Source organism: Micromonospora lutea, from assembly GCF_016863535.1.
GTDB classification, from domain to species: Bacteria; Actinomycetota; Actinomycetes; order Mycobacteriales; family Micromonosporaceae; genus Micromonospora; species Micromonospora lutea.
Map to the genome: position 1 here is coordinate 99,184 of NZ_BOPB01000030.1, position 24,667 is coordinate 123,850.

20 protein-coding genes are annotated in these 24,667 nt (G+C 69.2%); 7 read left to right on the top strand and 13 right to left on the bottom strand.

Translation table 11 applies throughout. The features are described from left to right. Positions 1-73 precede the first annotated feature (73 nt). Both Vlu01_RS23830 and Vlu01_RS23835 read left to right on the top strand, forming a co-directional pair. Entirely contained in the window at positions 74-955 is an 882-nt protein-coding gene (locus tag Vlu01_RS23830) for a helix-turn-helix transcriptional regulator (protein ID WP_204003519.1), read from the top strand. A 76-nt stretch (positions 956-1,031) separates the two neighbouring features. Then, positions 1,032-1,613 (top strand): TIGR03086 family metal-binding protein, encoded by a 582-nt coding sequence (locus Vlu01_RS23835; RefSeq protein WP_204003469.1) that lies wholly within the window; start codon positions 1,032-1,034, stop codon positions 1,611-1,613. Here the strand turns inward: Vlu01_RS23835 and Vlu01_RS23840 are convergent. The 6 genes from Vlu01_RS23840 to Vlu01_RS23865 all read right to left on the bottom strand — a co-directional run bounded on the left by Vlu01_RS23840 (position 1,591) and on the right by Vlu01_RS23865 (position 9,855). Beyond that, positions 1,591-2,274, bottom strand: coding sequence for a DUF624 domain-containing protein (locus tag Vlu01_RS23840; RefSeq protein ID WP_204003472.1), 684 nt, complete (start codon positions 2,272-2,274; stop codon positions 1,591-1,593). The two genes, Vlu01_RS23835 and Vlu01_RS23840, sit on opposite strands and share 23 nt — an antisense overlap. Next, the gene (locus tag Vlu01_RS23845; RefSeq protein ID WP_204003473.1) at positions 2,271-3,791 is read right to left on the bottom strand and encodes a GH39 family glycosyl hydrolase; all 1,521 of its coding nucleotides are present in this window, start codon (positions 3,789-3,791) and stop codon (positions 2,271-2,273) included. The genes Vlu01_RS23840 and Vlu01_RS23845 overlap by 4 nt, the downstream gene beginning before the upstream one ends. Positions 3,792-3,868: 77 nt before the next feature. Beyond that, entirely contained in the window at positions 3,869-5,506 is a 1,638-nt protein-coding gene (locus tag Vlu01_RS23850; RefSeq protein WP_204003474.1) for an ABC transporter substrate-binding protein, read from the bottom strand. 43 nt (positions 5,507-5,549) lie between these two features. Next, on the bottom strand, positions 5,550-6,482 hold the full coding sequence (locus tag Vlu01_RS23855; RefSeq protein WP_239096084.1) for a carbohydrate ABC transporter permease: 933 nt from the start codon (positions 6,480-6,482) through the stop codon (positions 5,550-5,552). After that, entirely contained in the window at positions 6,479-7,459 is a 981-nt protein-coding gene (locus Vlu01_RS23860) for an ABC transporter permease (RefSeq protein WP_239096085.1), read from the bottom strand. The genes Vlu01_RS23855 and Vlu01_RS23860 overlap by 4 nt, the downstream gene beginning before the upstream one ends. Beyond that, positions 7,456-9,855: a beta-xylosidase/alpha-l-arabinosidase gene (locus tag Vlu01_RS23865; protein ID WP_239096086.1), complete on the bottom strand. Its 2,400-nt coding sequence runs from the start codon at positions 9,853-9,855 to the stop codon at positions 7,456-7,458. The genes Vlu01_RS23860 and Vlu01_RS23865 overlap by 4 nt, the downstream gene beginning before the upstream one ends. A gap of 296 nt (positions 9,856-10,151) precedes the next feature. On the opposite strand from Vlu01_RS23865, the gene Vlu01_RS23870 reads away from it, so the two are divergent. From Vlu01_RS23870 to Vlu01_RS23880, 3 genes are all read left to right on the top strand, one after another. Then, entirely contained in the window at positions 10,152-11,183 is a 1,032-nt protein-coding gene (locus tag Vlu01_RS23870; protein WP_204003476.1) for a LacI family DNA-binding transcriptional regulator, read from the top strand. Positions 11,184-11,204: 21 nt separating this feature from the next. Continuing rightward, positions 11,205-12,251 carry an acetylxylan esterase gene (locus Vlu01_RS23875; RefSeq protein ID WP_204003477.1) on the top strand — a complete coding sequence of 349 codons (1,047 nt, stop codon included), beginning with the start codon at positions 11,205-11,207 and terminating at the stop codon, positions 12,249-12,251. Positions 12,252-12,513: 262 nt separating this feature from the next. Further along, a complete protein-coding gene (locus Vlu01_RS23880) occupies positions 12,514-13,971 on the top strand; it encodes an endo-1,4-beta-xylanase (RefSeq protein WP_204003478.1) in 1,458 nt (485 codons plus the stop codon). A 194-nt stretch (positions 13,972-14,165) separates the two neighbouring features. On the opposite strand, the gene Vlu01_RS23885 is transcribed toward Vlu01_RS23880, so the two are convergent. Together Vlu01_RS23885 and Vlu01_RS23890 are read right to left on the bottom strand one after the other, a co-directional pair. Beyond that, positions 14,166-15,716: an RICIN domain-containing protein gene (locus Vlu01_RS23885; protein ID WP_239096087.1), complete on the bottom strand. Its 1,551-nt coding sequence runs from the start codon at positions 15,714-15,716 to the stop codon at positions 14,166-14,168. A 244-nt stretch (positions 15,717-15,960) separates the two neighbouring features. Continuing rightward, complete coding sequence (locus Vlu01_RS23890; protein WP_204003480.1) at positions 15,961-17,292, bottom strand: extracellular catalytic domain type 1 short-chain-length polyhydroxyalkanoate depolymerase; 1,332 nt, start codon at positions 17,290-17,292, stop codon at positions 15,961-15,963. A gap of 287 nt (positions 17,293-17,579) precedes the next feature. Here Vlu01_RS23890 and Vlu01_RS23895 point away from each other — a divergent pair, with 287 nt between their 5' ends. Beyond that, positions 17,580-19,217 (top strand): glycosyltransferase 87 family protein, encoded by a 1,638-nt coding sequence (locus Vlu01_RS23895; protein ID WP_204003483.1) that lies wholly within the window; start codon positions 17,580-17,582, stop codon positions 19,215-19,217. An 87-nt stretch (positions 19,218-19,304) separates the two neighbouring features. Here the strand turns inward: Vlu01_RS23895 and Vlu01_RS23900 are convergent, their stop codons facing one another. Together Vlu01_RS23900 and Vlu01_RS23905 are read right to left on the bottom strand one after the other, a co-directional pair. Further along, positions 19,305-19,475 carry a hypothetical protein gene (locus Vlu01_RS23900; protein ID WP_204003486.1) on the bottom strand — a complete coding sequence of 57 codons (171 nt, stop codon included), beginning with the start codon at positions 19,473-19,475 and terminating at the stop codon, positions 19,305-19,307. Positions 19,476-19,581: 106 nt separating this feature from the next. Then, positions 19,582-20,688, bottom strand: coding sequence for an L-dopachrome tautomerase-related protein (locus tag Vlu01_RS23905; protein WP_204003487.1), 1,107 nt, complete (start codon positions 20,686-20,688; stop codon positions 19,582-19,584). A 213-nt stretch (positions 20,689-20,901) separates the two neighbouring features. Between Vlu01_RS23905 and Vlu01_RS23910 the strand changes: the two genes are divergently transcribed. Then, positions 20,902-21,477, top strand: coding sequence for an STAS domain-containing protein (locus tag Vlu01_RS23910; protein WP_204003488.1), 576 nt, complete (start codon positions 20,902-20,904; stop codon positions 21,475-21,477). A gap of 192 nt (positions 21,478-21,669) precedes the next feature. On the opposite strand, the gene Vlu01_RS23915 is transcribed toward Vlu01_RS23910, so the two are convergent. The 3 genes from Vlu01_RS23915 to pgi form a co-directional block, all read right to left on the bottom strand. Then, positions 21,670-21,969, bottom strand: a complete 300-nt coding sequence (locus Vlu01_RS23915) for a BON domain-containing protein (RefSeq protein ID WP_204003523.1) — start codon at positions 21,967-21,969, stop codon at positions 21,670-21,672. Between the two features lie 142 nt (positions 21,970-22,111). Next, positions 22,112-22,750, bottom strand: a complete 639-nt coding sequence (locus Vlu01_RS23920) for an MOSC domain-containing protein (RefSeq protein WP_204003489.1) — start codon at positions 22,748-22,750, stop codon at positions 22,112-22,114. Positions 22,751-22,859: 109 nt separating this feature from the next. After that, entirely contained in the window at positions 22,860-24,500 is a 1,641-nt protein-coding gene (pgi, locus tag Vlu01_RS23925) for a glucose-6-phosphate isomerase (RefSeq protein ID WP_204003490.1), read from the bottom strand. Between the last annotated feature and the right edge of the window lie 167 nt (positions 24,501-24,667).

Below are 24,667 nucleotides of genomic sequence, written 5' to 3' on the forward strand. Positions count from 1 at the left end.
TGGCGTAACTGTGGACCGGATGCGACGAAGTTCGGTTGCCGGGTCCCGGGCCGTCGGAGTGACCGGGCAGGGCGTGCCGGTCATCGGGTTCGACTGGTTGGCCGGCGTCGCCCCCGTCGCCGTGGCCCGTGTCCCCCAGGGCAGACCCACCGTGGACCCGGTCGCCAGCGGCGCTCACGCCCACGACTTCCTGGTGCTCTTCTACGCGCACCGGGCCGACGGCAGGTTCGTGATCGACAACCGCAGGTGGTCGGTGACCGACGGGGACCTGTTCGTCATCGCACCGGGGCAGGTCGTCTCCTTCCTCGACCCGATCGAGACGACCGTCACCGACGGGTGGGCGGTGTGGTTCCCGACCGACGTGGTGCGGCCCGGTAAGCCGGGGGCCTACTCGTCGTGGCGGTCGCACCCGTTGCTTCTCCCGTTCGCCCACGGCATCCACCGGGCACAGCGGCTATGCGTCCCACCGTCCGACCGGGTGGCCTGGGTGCAGCGCTTCGCCACCCTGGATGCCGAGTTGCGCGCCCGGCACGACGGTCACCGAGAGGCCGCGCTCGCCCACCTGACCCTGTTGCTGGTGGCCGCGGCCCGGTTGCCGACCGGCGTCGCCGATCAGCTGCGCTCGGCGGAGGAGCCGCTGCTCGCGGCGGTCTTCGACGTCATCGAGCGGCGCTACCAGGAGCCCATCTCACTCGCCGATGTCGCTGCCGAACTGGCGCTCACCGCCGGGCATCTCACCACTGTGGTCCGCCGCCGGACCGGCCGGACCGTGCAGCAGTGGATCGGGCAGCGCCGCATGCAGCAGGCCCGCCTGCTGCTCATCGACACGGACCTGACCGTGGCGGCGATCAGCCGCCGCGTCGGCTACCCCGACGTCAGCTACTTCATCAAACGCTTCCGGGCCGAACATGGGGTCACCCCGACCCGGTGGCGCGACGCCGCTCCTGGCACCTGATGACCGGCCGTCGTCACGGATCGTTTGTCGGTCCCGGCGCGTAGCGTGCGGAAACGTTCGCGACGAAGGAGCTGAGATGATCCACAATAACGGCAGCCCGGACTTCGAGCCCGCAGCCCGAGCGCTGAAGGGGCTGCTGCCGGGGGCGACCGACGACCGGCTCACCGCGCCCACTCCGTGCCAGAGCTGGGTGGTCGGCGACCTGCTCGACCACCTCATGGGGCTGACGCTCGCGTTCCGGACGGCCGCCGAGAAGGGACCGGATCCTGCGCCTGACGGTCCGGGTGACCCGTCGGTCGACCGGCTCGACCCGCAGTGGCGCAGCCGGCTGCCGGTGCGGCTCGACGAGTTGGTCGTCGCCTGGCGCGAGCCGGCTGCCTGGACGGGCGAGACCGTGGTCGGCGGGGTGGTCCTGCCGGCCGAGGTCATGGGCGTCGTCGCGCTCAACGAACTGGTCGTCCACGGCTGGGATCTTGCCCGTGCGACCGGGCAGCCGTACGACATCGATGACCAGACCCTCGACACGGTCCACCGCCTGGTGTCTCAACAGGCCAGCAGCGACGGCACCCCCGGCCTGTTCGGGCCGTCGGTCATTCAGCCCGATGATGCTCCGCTGCTCGACCGGGTCCTCGGGCTCACCGGACGAACTCCTCGCTGATGACGTCGATCATCGGAGCGCCACCACGGACCAGCGCCAGCGCCAGCACCGAGCCGAGGGCGGCGAGCGCGGCCTCCGAGGCGACCACGGTCAGCGCCGTCGCCGCCGCCAGCAACAACGTGGTGCCGACGGCGACCACCGGGGTACGCAGCACGAAGTACCCGGCCAGTCGGAACACGTCACGTAGCCGGAACGTGAACAACGACGTGATCACCAGCGCGTTGACCCCGACCAGGCAGACCCCGGCACCGACCAGCACCAGCGGTATCGCAAACCATCCGGGCACCCCCGCCGCGGGCAGATTGACCAGGTTCACCGCGATGACGGTCAGCCACAGCAGCGTCGGCACCCAGACCAGCAGCGAACCGGTCAGGTTGGCGCGGTAGCCGCGCCAGAACAGCCGCCACGGGTGCAGCTCGGTCAGGTCGAGGCGTTGCCGGTGCAGGGCGTACAGCGCGGCGGAGAAGGCCGGACCGAGTGGCACCGCGCAGACGGCGACCAGCGGCAGGTTGCTCACGTGCCGCTCCAGCGCGAAGAGCGCCACCAGGCCGGGGGCCGCGCAGACCAGCAGCAGCAACTCCACGACGAGCAGCGTGTAGATCAGCGCCGCGCCCCGGGACAGCGGGCCGGCACCGAACTCCCGACGGGCGGCGGTGCTCACGACGGCTCCCGGCCCAGCAGTCGACGCTCGTCCCACCAGGGTGGAGTTTCGTCGGTCACCGCGCTCACCTCGGCCAGGGTCACCTCGTGCCGGGTCAGGTGCAGATCCAGCTCGACGCGGCCGGCGGCCACCGGCAGCGAGGCGTGACGCCGGGCCGGTTCGGCTGCCTGCCGCAGGACGTCCAGTTGACGGGCGGTGGGGGAGGGCGGCCGACCCAACTCGCACCAGGCCCGCCAGGCGTTGCCGGCCTCGTCGCTGACCGAGGAGCGCAGCAGGAACGCGCTGCGAGCGGTGCCGTCGGCGATCGGCAGCGACAGGCGTACGGTGTGGTTGTCCACCGGCTCGCGGCCGGTGACATCAACGGGCGCCCAGGCGAGCACGGCGATGCGGCCGGTGTCGTCGCGGGTGACCAGGTGGTCCGCACCGCGGGCCAGGATCTGTCCGCCCAGCCGGTTCATGAAGGCGTACAGGTGGAATGTGGGTTTGCGGATCTGCCGGTGGGTGAGCAGGCCGAACCCGCCGTGGAACAGCGCGGTCGGGACACCCACCTCCTCGAACACGTCGCTGAACGTCCAGTACGCGAAGGAGTCGACCACGTCGCCGCCGGCAGCGAGCACCGGGGCGAGGTAGGCGGCGTGGAAGGCGGTGTCGTGGATGGGGTTGTCCGGCCGGTACGAGCTGTTGAACTCGGTGATGTACACCGGCAGTTCGGCCAACGCGGTGCCGGCGAGCAATCGTCGAGGACTGGCGAACTGCTCCAGCAACCGCTGTGCCGGTGCCAGGTCCTGGTGTACGCCGAACGGCACGTGTTGGGCCGGGCCGGAGGTGTAGGCGTGCCGGCTGACGAAGTCGATCGGCACCTTGCGGTCGGTGACGAACTCGGCGAACCGGGGCAGCCAGGTGTCGTCGGCGCCGGGGGAGAGCGCTGGGCCACCGACCTGCAGGCCGGCGTCGACGTCCTTCACCGCGTGCGCGCTCACCTCGTAGAGCCGGTGGTAGGCGTCGGCGTCCGCGTCTTGCCAGAAGTCTTTCAGGTCGGGCTCGTTCCACACCTCGATCGGCCAGCCACGCACCTCGTCGATACCGTACCGGTCGACGAGGTGAGCGACGGTGGCCCGGACCAGATCGGCCCACTCGTTGTGCGACCGGGGCGGGGTGACGTTGCCCTGCCACCAGAAGACCGTCTGGTCTGCGCTGGCCAACCCGGAGGGCATGAAGCCCAGTTCCACGAACGGCCGGATGCCCAGCTCCAGGTACGCGTCGATGACCTGGTCGACATAGCCGAAGGCGTGCCGGACGTGGCGTCGACCCTGGTACTCGTACGGACGGTGTACGCCGACGCCGTCGCTGAGCAGGCCGTGCCCGCGAATGTGCCGGAAGCCGATCTCGCGTTGGACCAGCGCCAACGAGTCCTGATAGTCGCGCCGCAGGGCCAGGTCGAACCGGCCGGTGCCGACAGCGAGTCGCCACGCGTCGTTCAGACGGCCGACGGGTTGCTCGGCAACGGTGATGCGCATCGTCGTCCTCGTGCTCGGGGTGTGGTGGAGGGTGTCCGGTCCGGTCGCGCCGACCTCGACCGGACCGGACACGTCACCTAGTTGTTCTCCTGAAAGCGCTTGTGCGCCTTGTTGACCATCTCCAGGTAGGCGTCCATGTTCTTGCTCTTCAGCTCGGCCACGTACGCGTCCCACTGGGCGAAGTCACGCTGTCCGAGGATGAACTGGAGCGTCGCCTGGTAGACGTGGTCCTTCAGCGGGGTCTCCCAGAGCGACACCTGCTCCCGCTCCTCGTCGGTGAGCGGGTAGGGCGGCGGCGGCGACTTCGGCGCCCGGGCGTTCATCACCTGCTGGAACTCCTGCTCCTCGGGGGAGAAGAAGCCCTGCACCAGCTCGGGCTTGCCGCCGTAGGAGAACACTCCGTTGCCGAAGCCGAAGTCCTTCTGCAGGTGCTTGGGCGCATCGGGGTTGAGGCCGATCATGTCGACGTCCGGAGCGAGGGTGGTCTTGCCGGCGGCGTCCTTGACGAAGGTGGTGCCTTCAACGCCCCACTTGGCGAAGTGTTGGCCCTCGTCGGAATACCAGAGCCAGTCGACGAACTGCATCATGGCCACGAAGTTCTTGCTGTCGCGCGCCTTCGAAGAGATCATCATGCCGTTCTCGAGCCGGCTGGCCGGGTTGATCTCGCCGGCCGGTCCGACCGGCAACGGGATCTTGGTGATCTTCGCCTTCGGGTTGGTCGCCGCCAGGTCCGGCCGGTAGTCGTTGACCAACGTCTGCGCGTTGCTGCTGATCACGAAGGACTTGCCGTTGGCGAGCTTCTGCCGGGCCAGGTCGTCGGTCTGGGTGAAGCTCTCCGGGTCGAGCAGCTTCTCCTTCACCAGCTTGTTGAGGTACTCGAGCATGTGCCGGTAGTGCTCGGTGGCGCCGGTGTACTCGAACTGCTGCGCCTGCTCGTTCCAGCTGACGTGCTGGAAGTTCCAACCCGCTCCCGCCAGGCCGTGCGACACGGCCAGCAGGTTGAGCAGGTTGCCGGCGGGGTTGGGCTGGCTGAACCGGTCGGAGAACGGGTAGACGTCCGGGTACGCCGCCTTCATCGCCTTGAGCATGGTGTAGACGTCGTCCCAGGTCTTCGGGATTTCGAGCTTCAGCTCTTCGAGGATGTCGGTGCGGACCGCCAGGGAGTATTCGTGCCAGGGCTTCTCGTGCAGCCCGGGCAGCAGGTAGAACTTGCCGTCCTGCTGGCGCAGCGTGTCCATCTCAGCCTTGAGATTCCACTTCTCGATCTTGTCCTTGAAGTTCGGCATCAGATCGAGGTAGTCGCTGACCGGCAGGATCGCCCCAGAGGAGACGTACGCGTGCACGTCCGGCGGATAGGTCTTGGGGATGAGCAGCGGAGCGTCACCGGCACCGATGAGCAGGCTGCGCTTCTGGTTGTAGTCGCTCAGCGGCACGGAGACCTTGTCGAGGCTGACGTTCGTCCGGGACTGCAACTCCGTCCAGAACAGCCAGTCCTCCTTGAGCGGATAGTTCGGGTGGTTGTTGTAGAGGACGGAGAAAGAGAGCGGCTCGGTGGCCTTGAACTGGGTCCCGACGGAGTAGTTCTCCATCGCGCCGGCCCGGTTCTCCGACAGGTCCTCGCTGTCGGAGGAGTCGTCGCCACAGGCGGTGACGCTGCCCAGGGCCAGCAGCACGGCGGCAGCCGCCGCCGCGTGACGCCACGATCTGCGGAACATGGCGAAATCCTTTCAACTCGGTGGTGGGGATGCTTGCTTCTGGTCAGCCCTTGACCGCGCCGAGCATGATGCCCCGGACGAAGTACCGTTGGATGAAGGGATAGACCAGGAGGATCGGCAGGGTGGTGAGCACGATGGTCACGGCCTTGAGCGTCGCCTCGGCCTGTACCTCGTCGGCTTCGGTGATCGCCCCGACGTTCTCCGCGCCGGTGGCTCCGGCGATCAGGTTGCGCAGGTAGATGGTGACCGGCCAGAGTTCCTGCCGATCCATGTAGAGGAACGCCGCGAACCAGGAGTTCCAGAAGGCGACCGCGTAGAAGAGCACCATCGTGGCGACGATGGCCTTCGACAACGGCAGCACGATCCGCAGCAGGATGCCGTACGTGTTGAGCCCGTCGACGGCGGCGGCCTCCTCCAACTCCGTCGGCAGGCTCTCGAAGAACGCCTTCATCACCAACAGGTTGAACACGTTGATGGCGTTGGGTAGCGCGATGGCCCAGACACTGTTCTTCAGGCCCAGGCTGGTGACCAGGACGTAGTTGGGGATCAGACCACCGGTGAAGAACATGGTGAAGACCGCGATGCCGACCAGGGCGCTGCGTCCCTTGAGCTGTTTCTTGGACAGCACGTACGCGTAGCAGGTGGTCATCACGATCGAGATGACCGTGGCGGTGACCGTGTAGAACACGGTGTTGCGGTAGTTCGTCCAGAACATCGAGTCGGACATCAGCAACTGGTAGGTGTCCAGGGTGAAGCCGCGCGGCACGAGGTTCACCTGGCCGGAGATGATGTACGACTCGTGGCTCATGGACCGGGCGACGATGTTGACGAACGGGTAGAGCGTCACCACCACCACGAGGGTCAGGATGATCCCGTTGACGACGCGGAACGCGCGGTAGCCGCGGGTCTCCTGGATGCCGCGCCGCTGGCTGCGGCGTACGGTTTCGGTGGGCCGCTCGGCGGCATCGACGGTCACCACAGGCTCGTCCCCACCGTGCGGCGGGCGATATGGTTCGCCGACAGCACCAGGATCAACCCGATGACCGCCTCGAACAGCCCGATCGCCGCGGCGTAACTGAAGTTGCTCGACGTGAAGCCCATCCGGAACAGATAGGTGGACAGGACGTCGGCGGTCGGATAGGTCAGCGGGTTGTACAGCAGCAGGATCTTCTCGAACCCGACCGCCATGAAGGTGCCGATGTTCAGGATCAGCAGCGTCACCATCGTCGGCCGGATGCCTGGCAGCGTCACATGCCAGGTCTGCCGCCACCGGCTGGCGCCGTCGATCCGGGCCGCCTCGTAGAGGTCCTCGTCGATGGTGGTGAGCGCGGCCAGGTAGAGGATGGTGCCCCAACCCACCGTCTGCCACACCTCCGACGAGACGTAGATGGTGCGGAACCACTCCGGTCGTTGCAGGAACGGGATCGCCTCACCGCCCGCGGCCCGGACGAGCTGGTTGACCGTGCCGTCCATGGAGAGCAGCTGCATGACGATGGCCGCGACGATCACGATGGACAGGAAGTGCGGCAGGTAGGACACCGACTGCACGAAGCGCTTCAGTTTGCGGGCCCGCACCTCGTTGAGCAGCAGTGCCAGCACGATGGGCAGCGGGAAGCAGAACAGCAGGGTCAGCGCACCCAGCACCAGGGTGTTGGTGAAGACGTTCCAGAACGTCGGGTCGTTGAGGAACATCTTGAAGTAACGCAGCCCGACCCAGTACTCACCGAAGATGTTGCCGCCGGGTTGGAACCGCCGGAAGGCGATCACGTTGCCGAGCATCGGGAGGTACCGGAAGATCAGGAAGAACAGCAGCGGCAGGACGGCCAGCGAGTAGAGCTGCCAGTCCCGTCGCAGGGCGCGGCGCCAGGTCTGCCGGGCCGCTCGTGGCGGTCGGTTCGGCGGCGTCGTGTCGGGGGTGGGCGCCGACGGGGTCAGTGTGGTCGTGGTGCTCATGGCCGGCTCCCCGCAGCGGGCCCGACGAGAGGCTCGACGTGTGCCGGGCAGAGCAGCTCGCGGTGGTGACCGACCTCGCGCTCGTCGCCCTCCAGCCGCAGGGCCAGGCTGGCTGCCACGTCGCCGCTGGAGCGGCCGAGTCGCAGTTGCACCTCGCCGGGCTCGACCACACGTCGTCCGTGCACTCCGGTGAACGAGGCCACGTCGGCGGGGACCGTGAAGCTGATCCGCGCCGTCGCGCCCGGCTCCACCGGCACCCGGGCGTAGCCGATCAGGCGTACCACCGGCCGGGTGGTCTGTGCCACCGGATCGTGCAGGTAGAGCTGGACGACCTCGGTGCCGGCCCGGGCACCGGTGTTGCGGACGGTGACGCCGACCGTCACCGCCCCGTCGACCGCCCAGGCCACCGGCTCGCCGGTGACGCCACCGGGCGCATCGGTGACCGCGGCGTCGCTCCACTCGAAGGTGGTGTAGCTGAGGCCGTGGCCGAACGGGAACGCGGGCGTCGGGTCGACCGACGACACCTCGGTACGTCGACCCAGGACGGGGGTGAGGTAGGTGCTGGGCAACCCGCCGGCGTGCCGGGGCACGCTGACCGGCAGCCGCCCGGACGGATTCACCTCGCCGGTGAGGAGCTCGGCGAGCGCCTGCCCGCCGAGCTGGCCGGGGAAGAACGCCTGCACGATGGCGTGTGCGCCGTCCACCTCGTCGCCCAGCGCGTACGGGCGGCCGGAGAGCACCAACAGGACCACCGGGGTCCCGGTGGCCAGCACGGCGCGTACCAGTTCGGCCTGTACCCCGGGAAGCTGGAGGTCGGTCGCGTCGCAGCCCTCGCCGGATGTGCCGCGACCGAACATGCCGGCCCGGTCGCCGACGGCCAGCACGCAGACATCGGCGTCGCTGGCCGCCTGGACCGCTGCGGCGATGCCGGAGGTGTCGTCTCCGGTGATGTCCGTGCCCGGCACGTGGGTGAGCTGCGGGTGTCGCTGCTGCAGCGCCTCGCGCAGCGAGGGGATCTCGACGCCGATGCCGTGCTCCGGGTGATGCACCCCCACGTGCAGCGGGAACGAATAGCAGCCGAGCATTGCCATCGCGTCGTCCGCGACCGGCCCGACCAGCGCGACCCGCTGGTGGGCGGCCAGCGGCAGCAGCCCGTCGCGGTTGCGGAGCAGGACGACGGACTGGCGGGCCAGCCGCAGCGCGACATCCCGGCTGGCCTCGTCGTCGAGGCGCAACTGGTCGACGTCGGCGGGCAGCTCTCGCCATTCCTCGTCGAGCAGCCCCAGCTCGATCTTCTGAATCAGCACCCGTCGTAGGGCGCGGTCGATCAGGGCCTCGTCGACCTCGCCGGAGCGCACCGCCGCCGCCAGCGGCGCGCCGTAGGCGTCCACCGTGGGCAGTTCCACGTCGATGCCAGCCCGGAGGGCCAGCCGTGCCGCATCCCCGGCATCCCCGGCGACACGGTGCAGGGTCTCCAGGAACCGGACGGCGAAGTAGTCCGCGACGAGCACTCCGTCGAAGCCCCACTGCTCGCGTAACAGCCGGGTGAGCAGCTCCACGTCGGCCGCCGCCGGCACGCCGTCGATCTCGGCGTACGAGTTCATGACCGAGCGCGCTCCACCGAGCCGCAGAGCCATCTCGAAGGGCGGGAGGATCACATCGGCCAGTTCCCGGTGCCCCATTGACGTGGGCGCCAGGTTCCGCCCACCCCGCGAGGCGGAGTAACCGGCGAAGTGCTTCAGCGTCGCCACCACGCCGGCCCGTTCCAGCCCGCGCACGTACGCCGCGCCAATCGTGCCGACCAGGTAGGGATCCTCGGCGATCGTCTCCTCAGTGCGTCCCCAGCGGTAGTCGCGGGTGACGTCCAGCACGGGAGCGAGTCCCTGGTGGACACCGGCCGCTCGCATGGACCGGCCGATCAGCCCGGCCATCTCCTCCACCAACTCGGGGTCGAAGGCCGCGCCCCAGCTCAGTGGTGCCGGGTAGACGGTCGCCCGCCAGGCGGCGAAACCGGTGAGACACTCCTCGTGCACCTGAGCCGGAATGCCGAAGCGGCTCGCCGCGACGATGTGTGCCTGCGAAGCCGCCAGGGATCGTGCGCCGAGGACCGGGTCGACCGGCGCGGTCCCGAACGGGCGGGTCAGCTGCCCCAGGCCGTGTCGGATCGCTTCCGACCACGGCGGGGTGTGCTCGACCATGTCGGTCTGGTGGGGAGCGACGCCTTCGCCGGAGGCGTCGGCGCCGACCCAGAGACCGACCAGCTGAGCGAGTTTTTCCTCAAGCGACATCAGCGGGATGAGTGCGTCGGCCCGTTCGTCCGGTCGCAGCTTCGGGTCACGCCATCGATCGGCGTGGGGGGACGCCAATCGGTCGTCGACGGGCAGCTGACTTGTCATGCGAACCCCTCCGGCCGGGTCCGGGAGTTCTCCCGGCAGGCCACGCCGACCGCCGTGGGACACGGCGATTATCGAAATTTTCGGAAACCAGTTCGGCACCTGTGTCGGGAACCTAAGGGCGTCGACATGGCATGTCAAGAGGCGCGGAAAAGACTGTTCAGACAGTACTTGCCGTGCTGGTAAGCGATTGCCTGGATTCATCATCGCGAGTTGATGCCATCGACCCGGGTCACCCTCCACCCGGCTCGCATCGTGTTACAGTCTCCGAAAATTTCGGACTCGTTGCAGAGGATCGGATGGCAGAGAAGCGTTCGTCGGCGGCGCTCGGCTCCGCGACCATCGCGACCATCGCCCGGGAGGTCGGTGTCTCCTCGGCGACGGTCTCCAAAGTCCTCAACGGACGATCGGACGTCGCCGCCGGCACCCGGGCGCGGGTCGAGGCCAGCCTGCAACGCCACCGCTATCGCCGACGTGCCCGCCGGGCCCCCGGTGAGGGCCAGATCGACCTGGTGTTTCACGAGTTCGGTTCCGACTGGGCCTTGGAGATCATCAGGGGAGTCGAGGCGGTCGCCACCCTCACCGGCGTGAACGTGGTGCTCTCACAGCTCAACGCCGCCCGCCGGCCGCCGCAGTCCTGGGTCGACGCGGCGATCGCCCGGCGTCCCCTCGGGGTGCTGCTGGTCATGTGCAACCTCACGGATGCGCAGCGGCAACAGTTGCAGCGCCAGTCGATTCCCGTGGTCGTGATCGACACCGACAGTGCCAGTGTGGCCTCCGTGCCGACTGTCGGCTCGAACAACTGGAATGGTGGGCTGATCGCCACCCGGCACCTGCTGGATCTCGGGCATCGCCGGATCGCGGTCATCTCCGGCCCACGGGAGGTGCTCTGCGCCCGGGCCCGCACGGCCGGCTTCCGCTGCGCCCACGAGGAGCTGGGCCTGACGATCGACACCACGCTGATCCGGCACGGCAACTTTCACCTCGACGCCGGCTACACACACGGCATCGAGTTGCTGAGCCGACCCGACCGGCCGACGGCGATCTTCGCCGGCTCCGACCTCCAGGCGTTGGGAGTGCTGCGGGCGGCTCGACAGCTCGGTCTGGACGTCCCGGGTGACGTGTCGGTGGTCGGCTATGACAACCTTCCGCTCTCCGGCTGGATCGGTCCGGCCCTGACCACGGTCAACCAGCCGTTGCGGGACATGGCGGGCACCGCGACCCAGATGCTGCTCGATCTCGCCCGCAGCAACGCCCTGCCCACCAGCCGGATAGACCTCGTCGCCGAGCTGGTGATCCGCGAGAGCACGGCACCGCCCCCACATCTGTGACCGATCTGTTGCGAGGAGCCAATGCCCCTGTTCGACCTGCCTCTGGACCAACTACGGCAGTACGTGCCGGCCGTGGCCGAGCCCGACGACTTCGATGCGTTCTGGCGCGAGACCCTGGACGCGGCGGCGCAGTCGCCGGTGCTGCTCGACGTCCGTCCTGAACCGACCGACCTTCGTCTGGTGGACAGTTGGGACGTCACCTTCGCCGGCTTCGGCGGTGACCCGGTCCGGGCCTGGTACAACCGACCGGCGGGGGTCGACGACGCGCTACCGGTGATCGTGGAGTACGTCGGCTACGGCCGTGGCCGAGGGCTGCCGCACGAACGCCTGATCTGGCCGGTCGCCGGCTACGCCCACCTGCTCATGGACGCCAGGGGACAGGCGGGCCAGTACGGCGCGGGGGACACGCCGGACCCGCACGGCGCGGCGCACGGGGGGCCGTCACCGGTGACCCGGGGCATCCTGACCCCGGAGGGCTACTACTACCGCCGACTCATCACCGACGCGGTCCGCGCGGTGGATGCCGCGCGCAGCCTGCCGGGAGTCGACCCGCACGGCGTGATCGTCGCGGGTAACAGCCAGGGCGGCGGGCTGGCCCTGGCTGTCGCCGGGCTCGACACCGAACTCGCCGCCGTGCTCACCACCGCGCCGTTCCTCTGCCATATGCAGCGGGCCATCGAGATCACCGACGTCGGCGTCTACGGCGAGATCGTCAACTACCTCGCGGTCAACCGCGACGCGGAGCCGGCGGTGCGACGTACCCTGTCCTACGTCGATGGTGTCAGCTTTGCCCGTCGGGCCTGCGCGCCGGTCCACTTCGGGGTCGGGCTGCGAGACATGGTCTGCCCCCCGAGCACCGGCTTCGCCGCCTACAACCACTACGGTCTCGCCGTCGGTGGTCCGCCCGCCGAACGGGCGATGCACGTCTACCCGTTCAATGGGCACGAGCACGGCGACGCCACCCACGCTCGGCGTCAGCTGCGCTGGCTGGCCGGCGTGCTCGGCCTCGGGAGCGCGGACCGACCGGACGGGTCGAAACTTTCGGAGGCGCTGATCTCACCCGTGTGACGGGTTTGCCTCGCGCATCGATGCCGAGCCGGACCCGGACCGTGGTTCGGGCGAACGGTGGAAGAGTGTTCAGCTTCGTTGAGCTTTCGGACCTGTTTCGATAAGGTTTTCCATACAACAGCCTCGATCTACTCACGGTGGTCGGCTCAGTGCACCGGCCTGCGCGGCATCCGGGCGACCGCGCAGGCAACGGAAGAGCATCGTGTTGGGCGGTAGTCGAGGCCGGCTCTCATCAGGACGGCTTCGTCGAAAGGCTCATGCCATGAAATATGCGTTCGCCCGCGCCAGCGGGCGTCCGGCGACCCGACTGCGATCGCGCTCCGCGCTGATCTCGGCCGTGGTCGGTCTCTCTCTCGTCGCCACCAGCGTGGTGGTGGCCTCCAGCGCCAGCGCGGCAACCACCCTCGGTGCCTCCGCGGCGGAGAGGGGACGCTACTTCGGTGCCGCGGTAGCGGCGAACAAGCTCTCCGATTCCACCTACGTCGGAATCCTCAACCGCGAGTTCAACTCGGTCACGGCCGAGAACGAGATGAAGATCGACGCGCTCGAGCCGCAGCAGGGGCGGTTCACCTACACGAACGCGGATCGGATCGTCAACCACGCCCTCTCCCGGGGCTGGAAGGTCCGGGGTCACACCCTGGCCTGGCACTCGCAGCAGCCCGAGTGGATGCGGAACATGTCGGGCACCGCGCTGCGTAACGCCATGCTCAACCACGTCACCCAGGTCGCGACCTACTACCGCGGCAAGATCGACTCGTGGGACGTGGTGAACGAGGCGTTCGACGACGGCAACAGCGGCGCGCGGCGTGACTCGAACCTGCAGCGCACCGGCAACGACTGGATCGAGGCGGCGTTCCGGGCCGCCCGGGCGGCCGACCCCGGTGCCAAGCTCTGCTACAACGACTACAACACCGACAACTGGACCTGGGCCAAGACCCAGGCTGTCTACCGGATGGTGCAGGACTTCAAGCAGCGTGGCGTGCCGATCGACTGCGTCGGGTTCCAGTCGCACTTCAACGCGCAGTCGGCGTACAACAGCAACTACCGCACCACGCTGTCCAGCTTCGCCGCGCTCGGCGTGGACGTGCAGATCACCGAGCTGGACATCGAGGGCTCCGGCACCCAGCAGGCGGACACGTACCGTCGGGTGGTCCAGGACTGCCTCGCGGTGCCGCGATGCAACGGCATCACCGTGTGGGGCATCCGGGACAGCGACTCGTGGCGCTCCTACGGCACGCCGCTGCTCTTCGACAACAACGGCAACAAGAAGCAGGCGTACAACGCGACGCTCGAAGCTCTGAACGCGGGCGGGACCACCCCGCCGCCCACGACTGCGCCGCCGCCCACGACTGCGCCGCCGCCCACGACTGCCCCGCCGCCGCCCACGACTGCCCCGCCGCCGACGACGACCCCGCCGCCGGGTGGATCCGGATGCACGGCATCGGTGGCCTCGGTGGACCAGTGGAACGGCGGCTTCGTCGCCCAGATCCGGGTCACCGCGGGCTCCAGCAGTTTGAACGGCTGGGCGGTCACCATCGGGCTTCCGAGCGGTAGCGCGTTGACCAACACGTGGAACGCCAACCCCAGCGGCACCAGTGGCAATGTGACGTTCCGCAACGTCAGCTACAACGGTAGCGTCGGCGCTGGCGCCACCGCCGAGTTCGGCTTCCAGGGCACCGGTACGGCACCATCCGGTAGCTTCGCCTGTTCCGGGAGCTGATCGATCAGAGCATCACACCGGGCCCGGCGCGGACATTCCCGCGCCGGGCCTCGGCGTGTCAGGGACCGCCTGGCTCAGCGGGTAGGCCGGGCTACCACGTGACCGGGTGCTTGATCCAGGCTGCTCGTGGGTCGCCGCTGCGGAGCTACGGCGGAGGGGCGGGGCCGCCCGTGACGTGGGCGGCCCCGGGACGGTCAACAGCGTTGGATGCTCGAGTTGCTGAGGTTGATGTTGCTGATGGTCAGGTTGGCGGCGCAGGGGCTCTCCAGGATCCGGCTGTTGACCAGCGTGAAGTTGCGCAGGGTGATGTCCCGGTTGCCGGGGAACTCCGTCCGCGCGGCCAGCCGAACCTCCCCGCCGCCGCTGATCGTGCCGCCGCCAGCCGCGATGTCCACGCCGTAACAGTTCTCGAGCAGGATCGCGTTGTTGCCGGTGTTGGCGATGTCGACCCGGTTGACGGCCAGACCGCCGGACTCGGAGACGCAGAAGATGCCCCGGCCACCACCGCGTGCCCGTACGGTGTCCACGCGGATGTTGATCGGATAGCTGGAGCCGATCCGTCCGGCCCGGTTGGCGATGCGGAACGCCGCGTAGCCGGTGCCGGCCCCGGCGTTCTCCGCGTCCACCGTGGTCACCGTGGCGTTGATGGTCTGGTTGAGCAGCAGACCCGACTCGCCGACGTTGCGGGCGGTCACGGTGCCGATGGTCAGCCCGTCCACCCCGTAGGTCTCCACCGCGTGGGAGCTGGCGCCGGATACGTAGACGTTGTCGATGCGGACGTTGCGCGTCCACTGGCTGGTGTCACCCCGGTTGTCGATGCGTACGCCCAGTCCGCTGGAGAGCCGCATGTCGATCTTTCCGAGGATCACGTTGGTCACGTTCCGCATGAAGATGCCGTAGAGCGGGGTGCCGGTGACGGTCAGGTTCTGCACCTCGACCTGGGTGGTGCCGCGAGAGTAGATCGGCGCCTGGTCACCCGAGCCGGAGCCGGTCACGTTGATCGTGCCGCAGACGTCGATCGTCGTGTAGCTGGGCAGCGAGATGCGGGAGCCGGCGCTGATGGAGCCGGAGCCGCGTACCACGACCCGCTGCTTGCTGGTCCGGCCGGAGCTGAGGCTGTTCACCGCCGCCTGCACGGCAGCCTGCATGCTGGTTCCGGTGTAGACCGTGCTGCCGCCGTTGCGGGCGGTCCACGTGCCGCCGTTCAGCACCGCCTCGGCCTGGAACGAGCCGCTGCCGCAGCCGCTGCCGCCACCGCTGCCCAACGCGACCAGTTGCCACTGCTGGTTGGCGCCGTCGAGGTCCTGGTACTGCGAGATCATGCCGCCGTCGGCCGTGGACCAGGCCCAGACGTCGAGGGCCTTGCCGGAGTGCCGGTTGAGGAACCGGACGTACCCGCCGGCCGAGTCGGCGAGCCGGAAGTGCTGGCGGGTGTTGCCGGTGGCCGAGGCGTTCTGCACGAGCTGGACGCCGTCGGTGGCGTTGGGCAGTTCGAGGACCTTGCCGCTGTGCACGGAGCGGATCTGGTAGTAGCCGCTGCCCACGTCGACGAAACGCCACTGCTGCACGGCGGCGTCGGTGCGGGCGTACTGGTTGATCGGGGCGTTGTCGGCGGTGGACCAGTTCCACACGTCCATCGCCTTACCACTGTGCCGGTTGACGAACACGTAGGTGGTGTTGGGGTCGACCGTGGCGGCCTGGGCGCTCGGCGCGGCCACCACCACGCCGGCGCCGAGCAGCGCCATCGTGGTGACGGCGACCAGCCAGCGCCGAGGGGTTCGTCTTCCTGTCCTGAGCAGCATGCGGGTCCCTCCGGGTACGGGGGCGGTGGTGGAGCGCGTGCCGGAGTGGTGAACGACGCAGAGCAAGCGCTTTCCTGACATCGACAGGAATATATCTTCCTGTTCCCGCCAAGCCAATGGGTGGTGGGCCGACCCGCCGACGCCCGGTGTCCGTACGGTCGACCGTACGGACACCGGGGTCGAGCGGTCAGCTGACCGTGCAGGGAGCGCCGTTGAGGGTGAACGAGGACGGTCTGGCCGTGTTGCCGGTGTGGTTGGCCTGGAACCCGATGGTGACCGAGCCGTTGGACGCGATGGCGGCGTTGTAGGAGACGTTACGGGCGGTCACCGCCCCCGAGGTCGGGGAGTAGGTCGCATTCCAGCCGTTGGTGATGGTCTGCCCACCGGGCAGGCCGAACGCCAGGTTCCAACCGTTGATCGCCGTGACGCCGGTGTTGGTGATGGTCACCGACGCGGTCAGCCCGGTGTTCCAGGCGTTGACCGTGTACCCGACCCGGCAACCCGTCTCCGGCGGGAGCGTCGGCGGCGTGGTGGGCGTGGGGGTGGGCGTGGGACTGGGCGTGGGCGTGGGCGTGGGCGTCGGGGACGGGGTGGGTGACGACGTGTTGAACCCGAAGAACCTGATCGCCTGCGCGGCGTCGACGGGGAGGTTGTGTGAGACGCCCTGCATGCTGATCGCCTCGACCGGCGCGTCACCGCCCGAACCACCGTAACGCGTCCGGGTGTAGCCGGACTGCGGGCTGTCGGTGAAGGTCGGCGTCTGGCTCAGCCCGTGCAGGTTGGTCCACTGCTTGACCTGCTCGCCGAAGTTCGGGTAGCGCAGGACCTCGTCGTTGGTGCCGTGCCAGATTTGCATGCGCGGTCGTGGGCCGGTGTAGCCGGGATAGGCGTTCCGGACCAGATCCCCCCACTGCTGCGGAGTGCGGCTGATCTGCCCGTTGGCGCACTCGCTGTTCCACTCGGAGCCGCCGGTGGTGGCGAAGCAGCCGAAGGGGACCCCGGCGAAGGCCGCACCCGCCCGGAACACGTCCGGGTAGAGCCCGAGCAGCACGTTCGTCATCATCGCCCCGGACGAGGTGCCCGTCGCGGCGATCCGGGTCGGGTCCACGGAGTAGCGGCTGCGGACGTGGTCGACCATCGACATGATGCCCACCGGGTCGCTGCCGCCACCGCGCCGCAACGCCTGCTGCGAGTAGACGTCGAAGCACTGGCTGCTGCGGGTCACCGACGGGTAGATCACGATGAAGCCGTACTGGTCGGCCAGGCGTGCGAACTGGGTGCCCGAGTACATGGCGGGCCCGCTGCCGGTGCAGTAGTGGACCACGACCAGCAGGCCCGGCCGTGGCGCGACCCGGTCCGGTACGTACAGGTACATGCGCAAATTGCTCGGGTTGGTGCCGAAGTTCGTCACCTCGGTCAGTGACGCCGCCGACGCCGGTGTCGGTAACGACAGCGCGGCGAGCGCGGTCAGGACGATGGTGGCCAGGGCAGCGCACCACAGTCGGATCGCTCTTTTCATGGCACGGGTCCTCCGGACGGAAGGGGACATGGTGGTGTTCCGATCGAGGGCTGCCCGGTGCCCTACCTCGTCCGGCTCTCAGAACGCATCGACGATTGTCTTCGTGGCGAAGCGGATGTGACAAGGAGTGGTGGTGTGGCCGCGCTGAGCGGTGGCGGGGCCGCGCCGAGCGGTGCAGGGCCTCGCGCCCAGCGGCGGACGATCGCCTCCGGCGGCTGCCCGAGTACGCCGGCGGTCCGGATGCCGAGGTGCGCGCGTCGCGCTTCGGGCCCTTTTATCCTCTGTCCATGGGGGATCGCCGAGTGCTGCTGCTGTGGGTGGGCTTCACGGTGGCGGCACTGGTGTCCGTCGCTCTGGTGCTGCGCCGCCCCGACGGTCTGTCCGACCTGCACATCTACCACGGTGCGTTGACCGACCTACGCGCCGGACGTCCGCTGTACGGATACGTGGCGCCGAACGGGGGACCGTTCACGTACCCACCGTTCGCGGCGCTCGTCCTCTGGCCGATCACGACCATCCCGCTCGGCGTGGTCGAGGTGCTCTGGCTGGCGGCGACCTGTGCCGCTGTGATCGCCATCGCCGTACCCGTCGGTCGATCGCTCGCCGCAGGCCGCGTCGCCGCACCGGATCGGGGGAGAGCCGGGGCACACCCGACGTCGGCGTACGTCAGCATCGCAGCGGTCGCCGCGGTGCTGATGGTCACCGCGCCCGTGCAGAGCAACCTGCGTTTCGGTCAGGTGAGCATCTTCATCGTGCTGATGGCCCTGCTCGACGGGGTGGCACCGCCGTCGCGGGTGCGTGGCGTGCTCGTCGGTGTGGCGGCGGCGATCAAACTGACCCCGCTGCTGTTCGTGCTCTACTTCCTGATCTGCGGCCGGTACCGCGACGCGGCCCGCGCGGTGGCCGCCTTCGTGGCCTGCGGGGCGCTCGCCCTGGCCGTACTGCCCGCCGAGAGCCTGACCTACTGGGCCGGCACGGTCACGCAGACCTCCCGGATCGGCAACCTGGCGTCGCTGGGCAACCAGTCGGTGCACGGGATGCTGCTTCGTCTCGGCATGGACGAGGAAGCCCTGCCGATGGTCTGGGCCGCCTTGGTGGTCGTCATCTGCGCGCTGGCGTTGCGGCGAGCGCGGGCACTGTTCCGGCTGGGGCGTCCAGGGCACGCCGCAGTGCTGGTCGGCTGCGCCACCGTGGCCGCGTCCCCGGTTTCCTGGACCCACCACCAGGTGTGGACCGTGCTGGCCGCGATGCTGCTGGTGGGTGCCGTCGGGGTGACCCGACGGGTCGCCGGTGCCCTGCTCCTGACCAGCATGGTGCTGTCGCTGGGTGTGGTGCTGGCTCCGGTCTCGATGCGACCCGGCGTGCAGTTCCTCTTCGAGAACGCTCGTGCCATCGGCACCGTCGTGCTCTGTCTGGCGGGTTTCGGCGCGGTCGCCCTCACCGCCGCCCGCACCCACCGCACCGGAGCTTTCCGGCGAGGATGGCTGCGGGTCGGCGTCGCGTCCCTCGGTGCGCTGGCGTTCTTCGCCGTGCAGCCGTTGCCCGCCGGAGCCGATCCCACCTTCAAGGCATACCGCCTCCCGGACGTGGTCAACTCGCGGTACTTCTTCGTGTGCCGAGGGCCGGTGGAGTGCTCCGGCTACGGCACGGATGCCCCGGTCACCTTCGGCGCCCGCACCGAGAAGACCAAGGTACGGGTGAACGGCGTCGTCTCCGAGCAGGTGGTGCGGCTGGACTACCACTCCGCTCCGGGTGGCCCGCCCCGCACCATTCCGCTGCTGGCCGCCTATCCGGGTGTGCGGACGTTCTCGTTCCGGTCGGCCACCATGGTCCACGGGCGGCTGATCGCCTACTCCGCCGACGGACGGGCCCTCGCCACGTACGACGACGAGCTGACCGCCGCGGTGCGTGCCGGAGCCTCGTAAGGCGTCATCCGCCGGTTCGTCGCGGTCGCCAAGCGCCCGGGTCGACGCCGCCGGTCGTTGCCTGGCCCGCCGCAGGCGCCCTGGCTGCTACTGCTCGCGGTCGATCACGTCAGTTTCGCCGTCGTGGGTGTACGTCACTGGCTGGTGCTCGTCGGGCAGCGGCGTTTGCGCTGGATTGTGGTGGGGGTCGCCGTCCGGGGAGAACAGCACCGGGTCGGTCTTCGTGCTCTTCTCGCGCTCTTCCTCCGGCTCGGTCACGACCCGCTCCTCACCTCGTCGGCATTCCTCCCACGACGCTATGTGCGGCCCGCGGCGCGCCACCCCGATCGGGCGCCACTTCCACCCGATCGGGGCGCACCGGTGGTCACGGCCGCAGCAACACCGGGCCCGCGTCGATGCGGGTCCGGAACAGGGCGTACGGCCTGCGTCGCAGGTCCCGGCCGCGGTTGAACGGCGGCTGCCGGTGCACCTGGTTGGCGATGACGTAGAGGTGCCGGTTGGTGGCAACGCTGAGCGTGTCGGGCCAGAGCAGGCGCGCGTCGTGCACCACGGTCTCGTACTCGCCGTCGGGGCGGCGCCGCAGCACCGCGTTGTGCTCGTAGTTGGTGAGGTAGATCCGACCGGCGTCGTCGGACTCCAGTCCGTCCGCGCCACCGCCCTTGTCACCCTCGTCGATTACCGTCGCGGCGACCTCGGCGTCGCTGCGGGCCCGGTCGGCCAGGGCGTCGGTGGCGACGCTGTACCAGCGACGGGTGGCGAGGGCGCAGTAGTACAGCCGGGCGCCGTCGGCGGAGATCGCGATGCCGTCGGCGCCGACGCCCACTGGCTGTGGGGGCCCGTCCGGGGGACGGACGAGGAAGGGACGTCCCTCGACCACCGGACGGAAGTCCGCCAGTGGCGCGGCCTTGGTGGACGGGTGGTCGTTGAGTCGCCGCCATGACGTCCCGCTGGCCAGGTCGACCACGATGATGGCGTTGGGGGCGCCATCGGCGGAGTCGGTGAGGTAGGCCAACCCGGCCTCCCCGCGGCGCAGGTCGAAGCGCACGTCGTTGAGGTACGACGTGGGCAGCACCACCTCGGGCGGGAAGGTGATCACCTGGGCGACGGTGTCGGTCCTCAGGTCGATGCGGACGAGCTTCGGTCCGCCGGGCGAGGTCGGCCGGAACATCGGGCTGCCGGTGTCGAGCGCCCAGAGCCGGTCGGCCGGGTCGACCACCACACTCTGTACCGACACGAACGCGGAGGGGTCGTCGTCACCGGATGGTGTGTTCCACCGGAGGTCGGGGAACGGCACCTCGCGCCCGCGCCGCAACTCCACCACGGTCGCGGGCACCCGATCACCCCACCGGGGAAAATTGACGAAGATCCGGCCACGGTGCGAGACGGTCACCCCGGTGGGCATCGGCCCTCGGAACCGGTGGACCACTTCGAGCGTGCCGACCGGTTCGTCGGCGGGTAGTGATTTTCGCATCCTTCCGACCTCCTGCCGCACACAGGGATCAACTGATCTCTCTGGATCTATCGTCGCAAAGCGGGCGGTCAGCGCGATCGCATCGTCGCCCATCCGACCCGGCGGCAGCAGGAAGCCGATTCGTCACCCAACCGTCACGGGTCTGCGTGGTGCCCGCCACCTGACCCCGGCAGGGTGGGACCTCGACCCCTCCGACCTGGGAAGGAGCACGCCATGGCCATCGTCCTGGATGACCACCTGGTCACCCTGACCTGTGACAGCTGCGGTGACACGGTCGCCGCGCCGCGGGTGCCCTCCGGCGCGGAGGTGGTGTGGCCGCTGGTTTCCGAACACGGCTGGAGTGGTTCGCCGTTGGCTGAGGGCCCGCACCGCTGCGCGCACTGCACCGAACGTGCCCCCACCGCTGCCGGCGTTCCCGGCGGCATTCTCGGCATCGAGCATCTCGGGACCGTGACCGTGGTGACCGTCGCCGGCGACGTGGACGTCGACACCGGCGACGCCTTGGGCATGGCACTGGGGCACGCCGCCGACATGGGTGGGCATGTCCTGGTGGACCTTGGCCGGACGGATCTCCTCGACTCCACCGCCCTCGGGCTGCTCGTCCGCGCGCACCGTCACGCCGCTGAACGCGGCGCGCTGCTCTGCCTGGTGTCGGCCTCGCCGCTGATCCGTCAGGTGCTTCGGGTGACCCTGCTGGACCAGGTCTTCCCGATCGTGGACACCCGCGCCGACGCGCTCGCCCTCCTGCAGAGCCACGGCACGGGTGCGGGTCCGAACGCATCCGGATAGCCCGCGCCCTCCACGGCCTCGGCGGGATCAGCGCGCTGGCCGGCTCAGGTCACGGCACCCAGCCACCCGGCCGATCGGGCGCCGCCACCATCGGTGACTCGGACGCGGCCATCCGGTCACACCGATCCCGGTTGCCGGTCGTGTCCGGCCCGCCCACGAAGCCGGTGCCTGGCACCGTGGACGGGCCGAAGTTCAACGGCGGTCCCGCCGGTGACCGGCCAGCCGCAGCGCGTTGCAGACGTCTGTCACACCCTCGACATCCCAGGCCAACTCCCCGGCCGCACGGCGGGTCTCGTTGCTGGCGACCAGGCCGGTGAGGATCACGACCCGGTTCTGCACCATCACCGTGATCTGCTGCCTACGGGTCGACCAGTCGGCGCTCAACCGCTGGGCGACCAGAGCGGCCAGCCGGACATCCTCGTCGTGATGCTGCGGTTGGTCCCAGAGCGCCCGGAAGGAGTGATCGTCGGGCATCGGCCAGGGCCACGGCATCACCACAGCGGTCTCCTTCGTCGTTGACGCCGGCGACCCGACGCGCCGCCCCGATGGACCACCACCTTGCGCAACGACCTTGGAGTCGACCGCACGGTTGGATGACAGTTACGTGACAGTCCGGCGGGTGACGCCGGACCGGTCACCGTGCGGCACCGGCCGGTGGCGGGTCGTCTCCAGTCCGATCGGCGGCCGGGCCGGGCACGGCGGGAAGCTGCCGTACGGTGTCGCCGGGCTCGATCGTCGCGCCGACGAGCACCCGGGCGTTGAGGCCGCGCAACCGTAGCCGCTTCCCCTCATCGGTCCAGACGATCTTGTGGGCGTCAGTGCCGAACCGGGCAGCGAACTTGGCGCAGCCGGTGTGTGGCTCCTCGGTCACTTCGATCACGGCCCGGTCACCGATCGCCAGGCGCGTACCGGCTGGCATGGCGTCGACGCTCAGGTCGAGATCGACGTAGAGCTGGTCCCCGGCGAGCGCCCAGGCGTCGTGGTCGGGCCCGGCGATCAGTTCGACGAAACGGGAGTTGATGACGTTCACCTGCATGTCAGGGTGCGGCGACCGGTCGGGCGTTCGCGAGCTGGGTCGTTGATTCCAGCTGTCGCCGACCAGCCCGGCGACCGGGTCCAGCTCGGCCCGGGACAGCACCTCGCGAGTGCCGAGATCCGGTCGGCGTACGACCAGTGCCAGGGTGCCGACACCGCGTGGGGAACGCCGTACGCGGTGCAACCCTTCCATGATCTCGTCCATGGAGCGGTGGCGTACCGTGCCGGAGTCTTCCATGACCTGACTGTGCTCCCCGCACACGCGAAGCGTCCAAACAGTTCTCGGCACACGAGATGCGGCGATGGCCTGCTCCAGGCTGCCTCCAACGGCGCACGCGCCCGTCCGGTCAGGTTCGGTCCCGCTGACGCTGGTCCCGGTAACGACGGATCAGGGCGCCGGTGGACGAGTCGAGGCCGTCGAGGTCGGCCCGGTCGCCGGTGAGCAACGGCGCGAGCTGGTTCGCCATCACCTTGCCCAGCTCCACGCCCCACTGGTCGAACGGGTTGATGTCCCAGATCGCGCCCTCGGTGAGCACGATGTGTTCGTAGAGGGCGACCAGTTGACCGAGCGTCGCCGGGGTGAGCCGATCGGCCACGATCGACGTGGTCGGGTGGTTGCCGGCCATCACCTTGTGGGGCACGAGTTCCGCCGGCGTGCCCTCCGCCGCGACCTGCTCGGCGGTCCGTCCGAAGGCCAGCGCCGCCGTCTGGGCGAAGAAGTTCGACATGAACAGGTCGTGCATGTCGCCGATGTCATGGTTGGGCTCGCTGAACCCGATGAAGTCCGCCGGCACCAGCCGGGTGCCCTGGTGCAGCAACTGGTAGAAGGCGTGCTGGCCGTTGGTGCCGGGCTCTCCCCAGAAGATCTCCCCGGTGTCGTACGACACCTGGCGGCCGTCGGTGCGTACCGACTTGCCGTTGCTCTCCATGGTCAGTTGCTGGAGGTACGCCGGGAACCGGTGCAGGTACTGCGAGTACGGCAGCACCGCGTGGGTCTGCGCGCCCAGGAAGTTGGTGTACCAGACGTTGAGCAGGCCGAGCAGCACCGGCGCGTTGTCGGCCAGCGGCGCGGTGCGGAAGTGCTCGTCGACGGCGTGGTAACCGGCCAGCATCTCGTCGAAGCGCGCCGGCCCGATGGACAGCATCACCGCCAGTCCCACCGCGGAGGGGAGAGAGTACCGGCCGCCCACCCAGTCCCAGAAGCCGAACATGTTCGCCGGGTCGATGCCGAAGTCCGACACCCGCTGGGCGTTGGTGCTGACCGCGACGAAGTGGCGGGCCACCGCGTCGTCGTCGGCGGCGAGACCGGCCAGCAGCCAGCGCCGGGCCTGCTCGGCGTTGGCCAGGGTCTCCTGGGTGGAGAAGGTCTTCGACACCACCACGAACAGGGTGGTGGCCGGATCCAGGTCGGCGGTGGTGTCGTGGATGTCGGTGGGATCGATGTTCGACACGAAACGGCAGCTCAGACCGCCGTCGCGGTAGGCCTTCAACGCTTCGTACGCCATCACCGGCCCGAGGTCGGAGCCGCCGATGCCGATATTGACCACGGTGCGGATCCGTTCCCCGGTGTGCCCGCGCCACTGGCCGGAACGCACCTTCTCGGCGAACTCAGCCATCCGCTTCCGCACGGCGTGTACGTCGGCGGCCACATCCTGGCCGTCGACGGTGAGCGCGGCGTCGGACGGCAGCCGCAGCGCGGTGTGCAGCACCGCGCGATCCTCGGTGCCGTTGATGTGGGCACCGGCGAACATCGCGGCGATCCGATCGGCGAGCCCCACCCGCTCGGCCAGTGCGGCCAGCAGGCGCAACGTCTCGTCGGTGACCAGGTTCTTGCTGTAGTCGACGTAGAGGTCGGCCACCTCGACGGTCAACCGGCGACCCCGGTCGTGGTCGGTGGCGAACAGATCCCGCAGGTGCGTCCCGCGGATCTCGTCGGCGTGCTTGCGCAGGGCCTGCCACTCGTCGGTGCTGGTGACGTCCGTAGCCATCGGATCGATCGTCTCCTCGCAGGGTCGGGCACGCCGCCGGCCTCGTCCCGACCGACGGTGAGACCAGACTGCCACACGAAGATCGGCTCGCCAGCCCGACACCACGACCAGTGCGGTGTCCAGGGACACCGGTGGGACTGTGGGGGATCGGCAGGACTCCAGGGGGT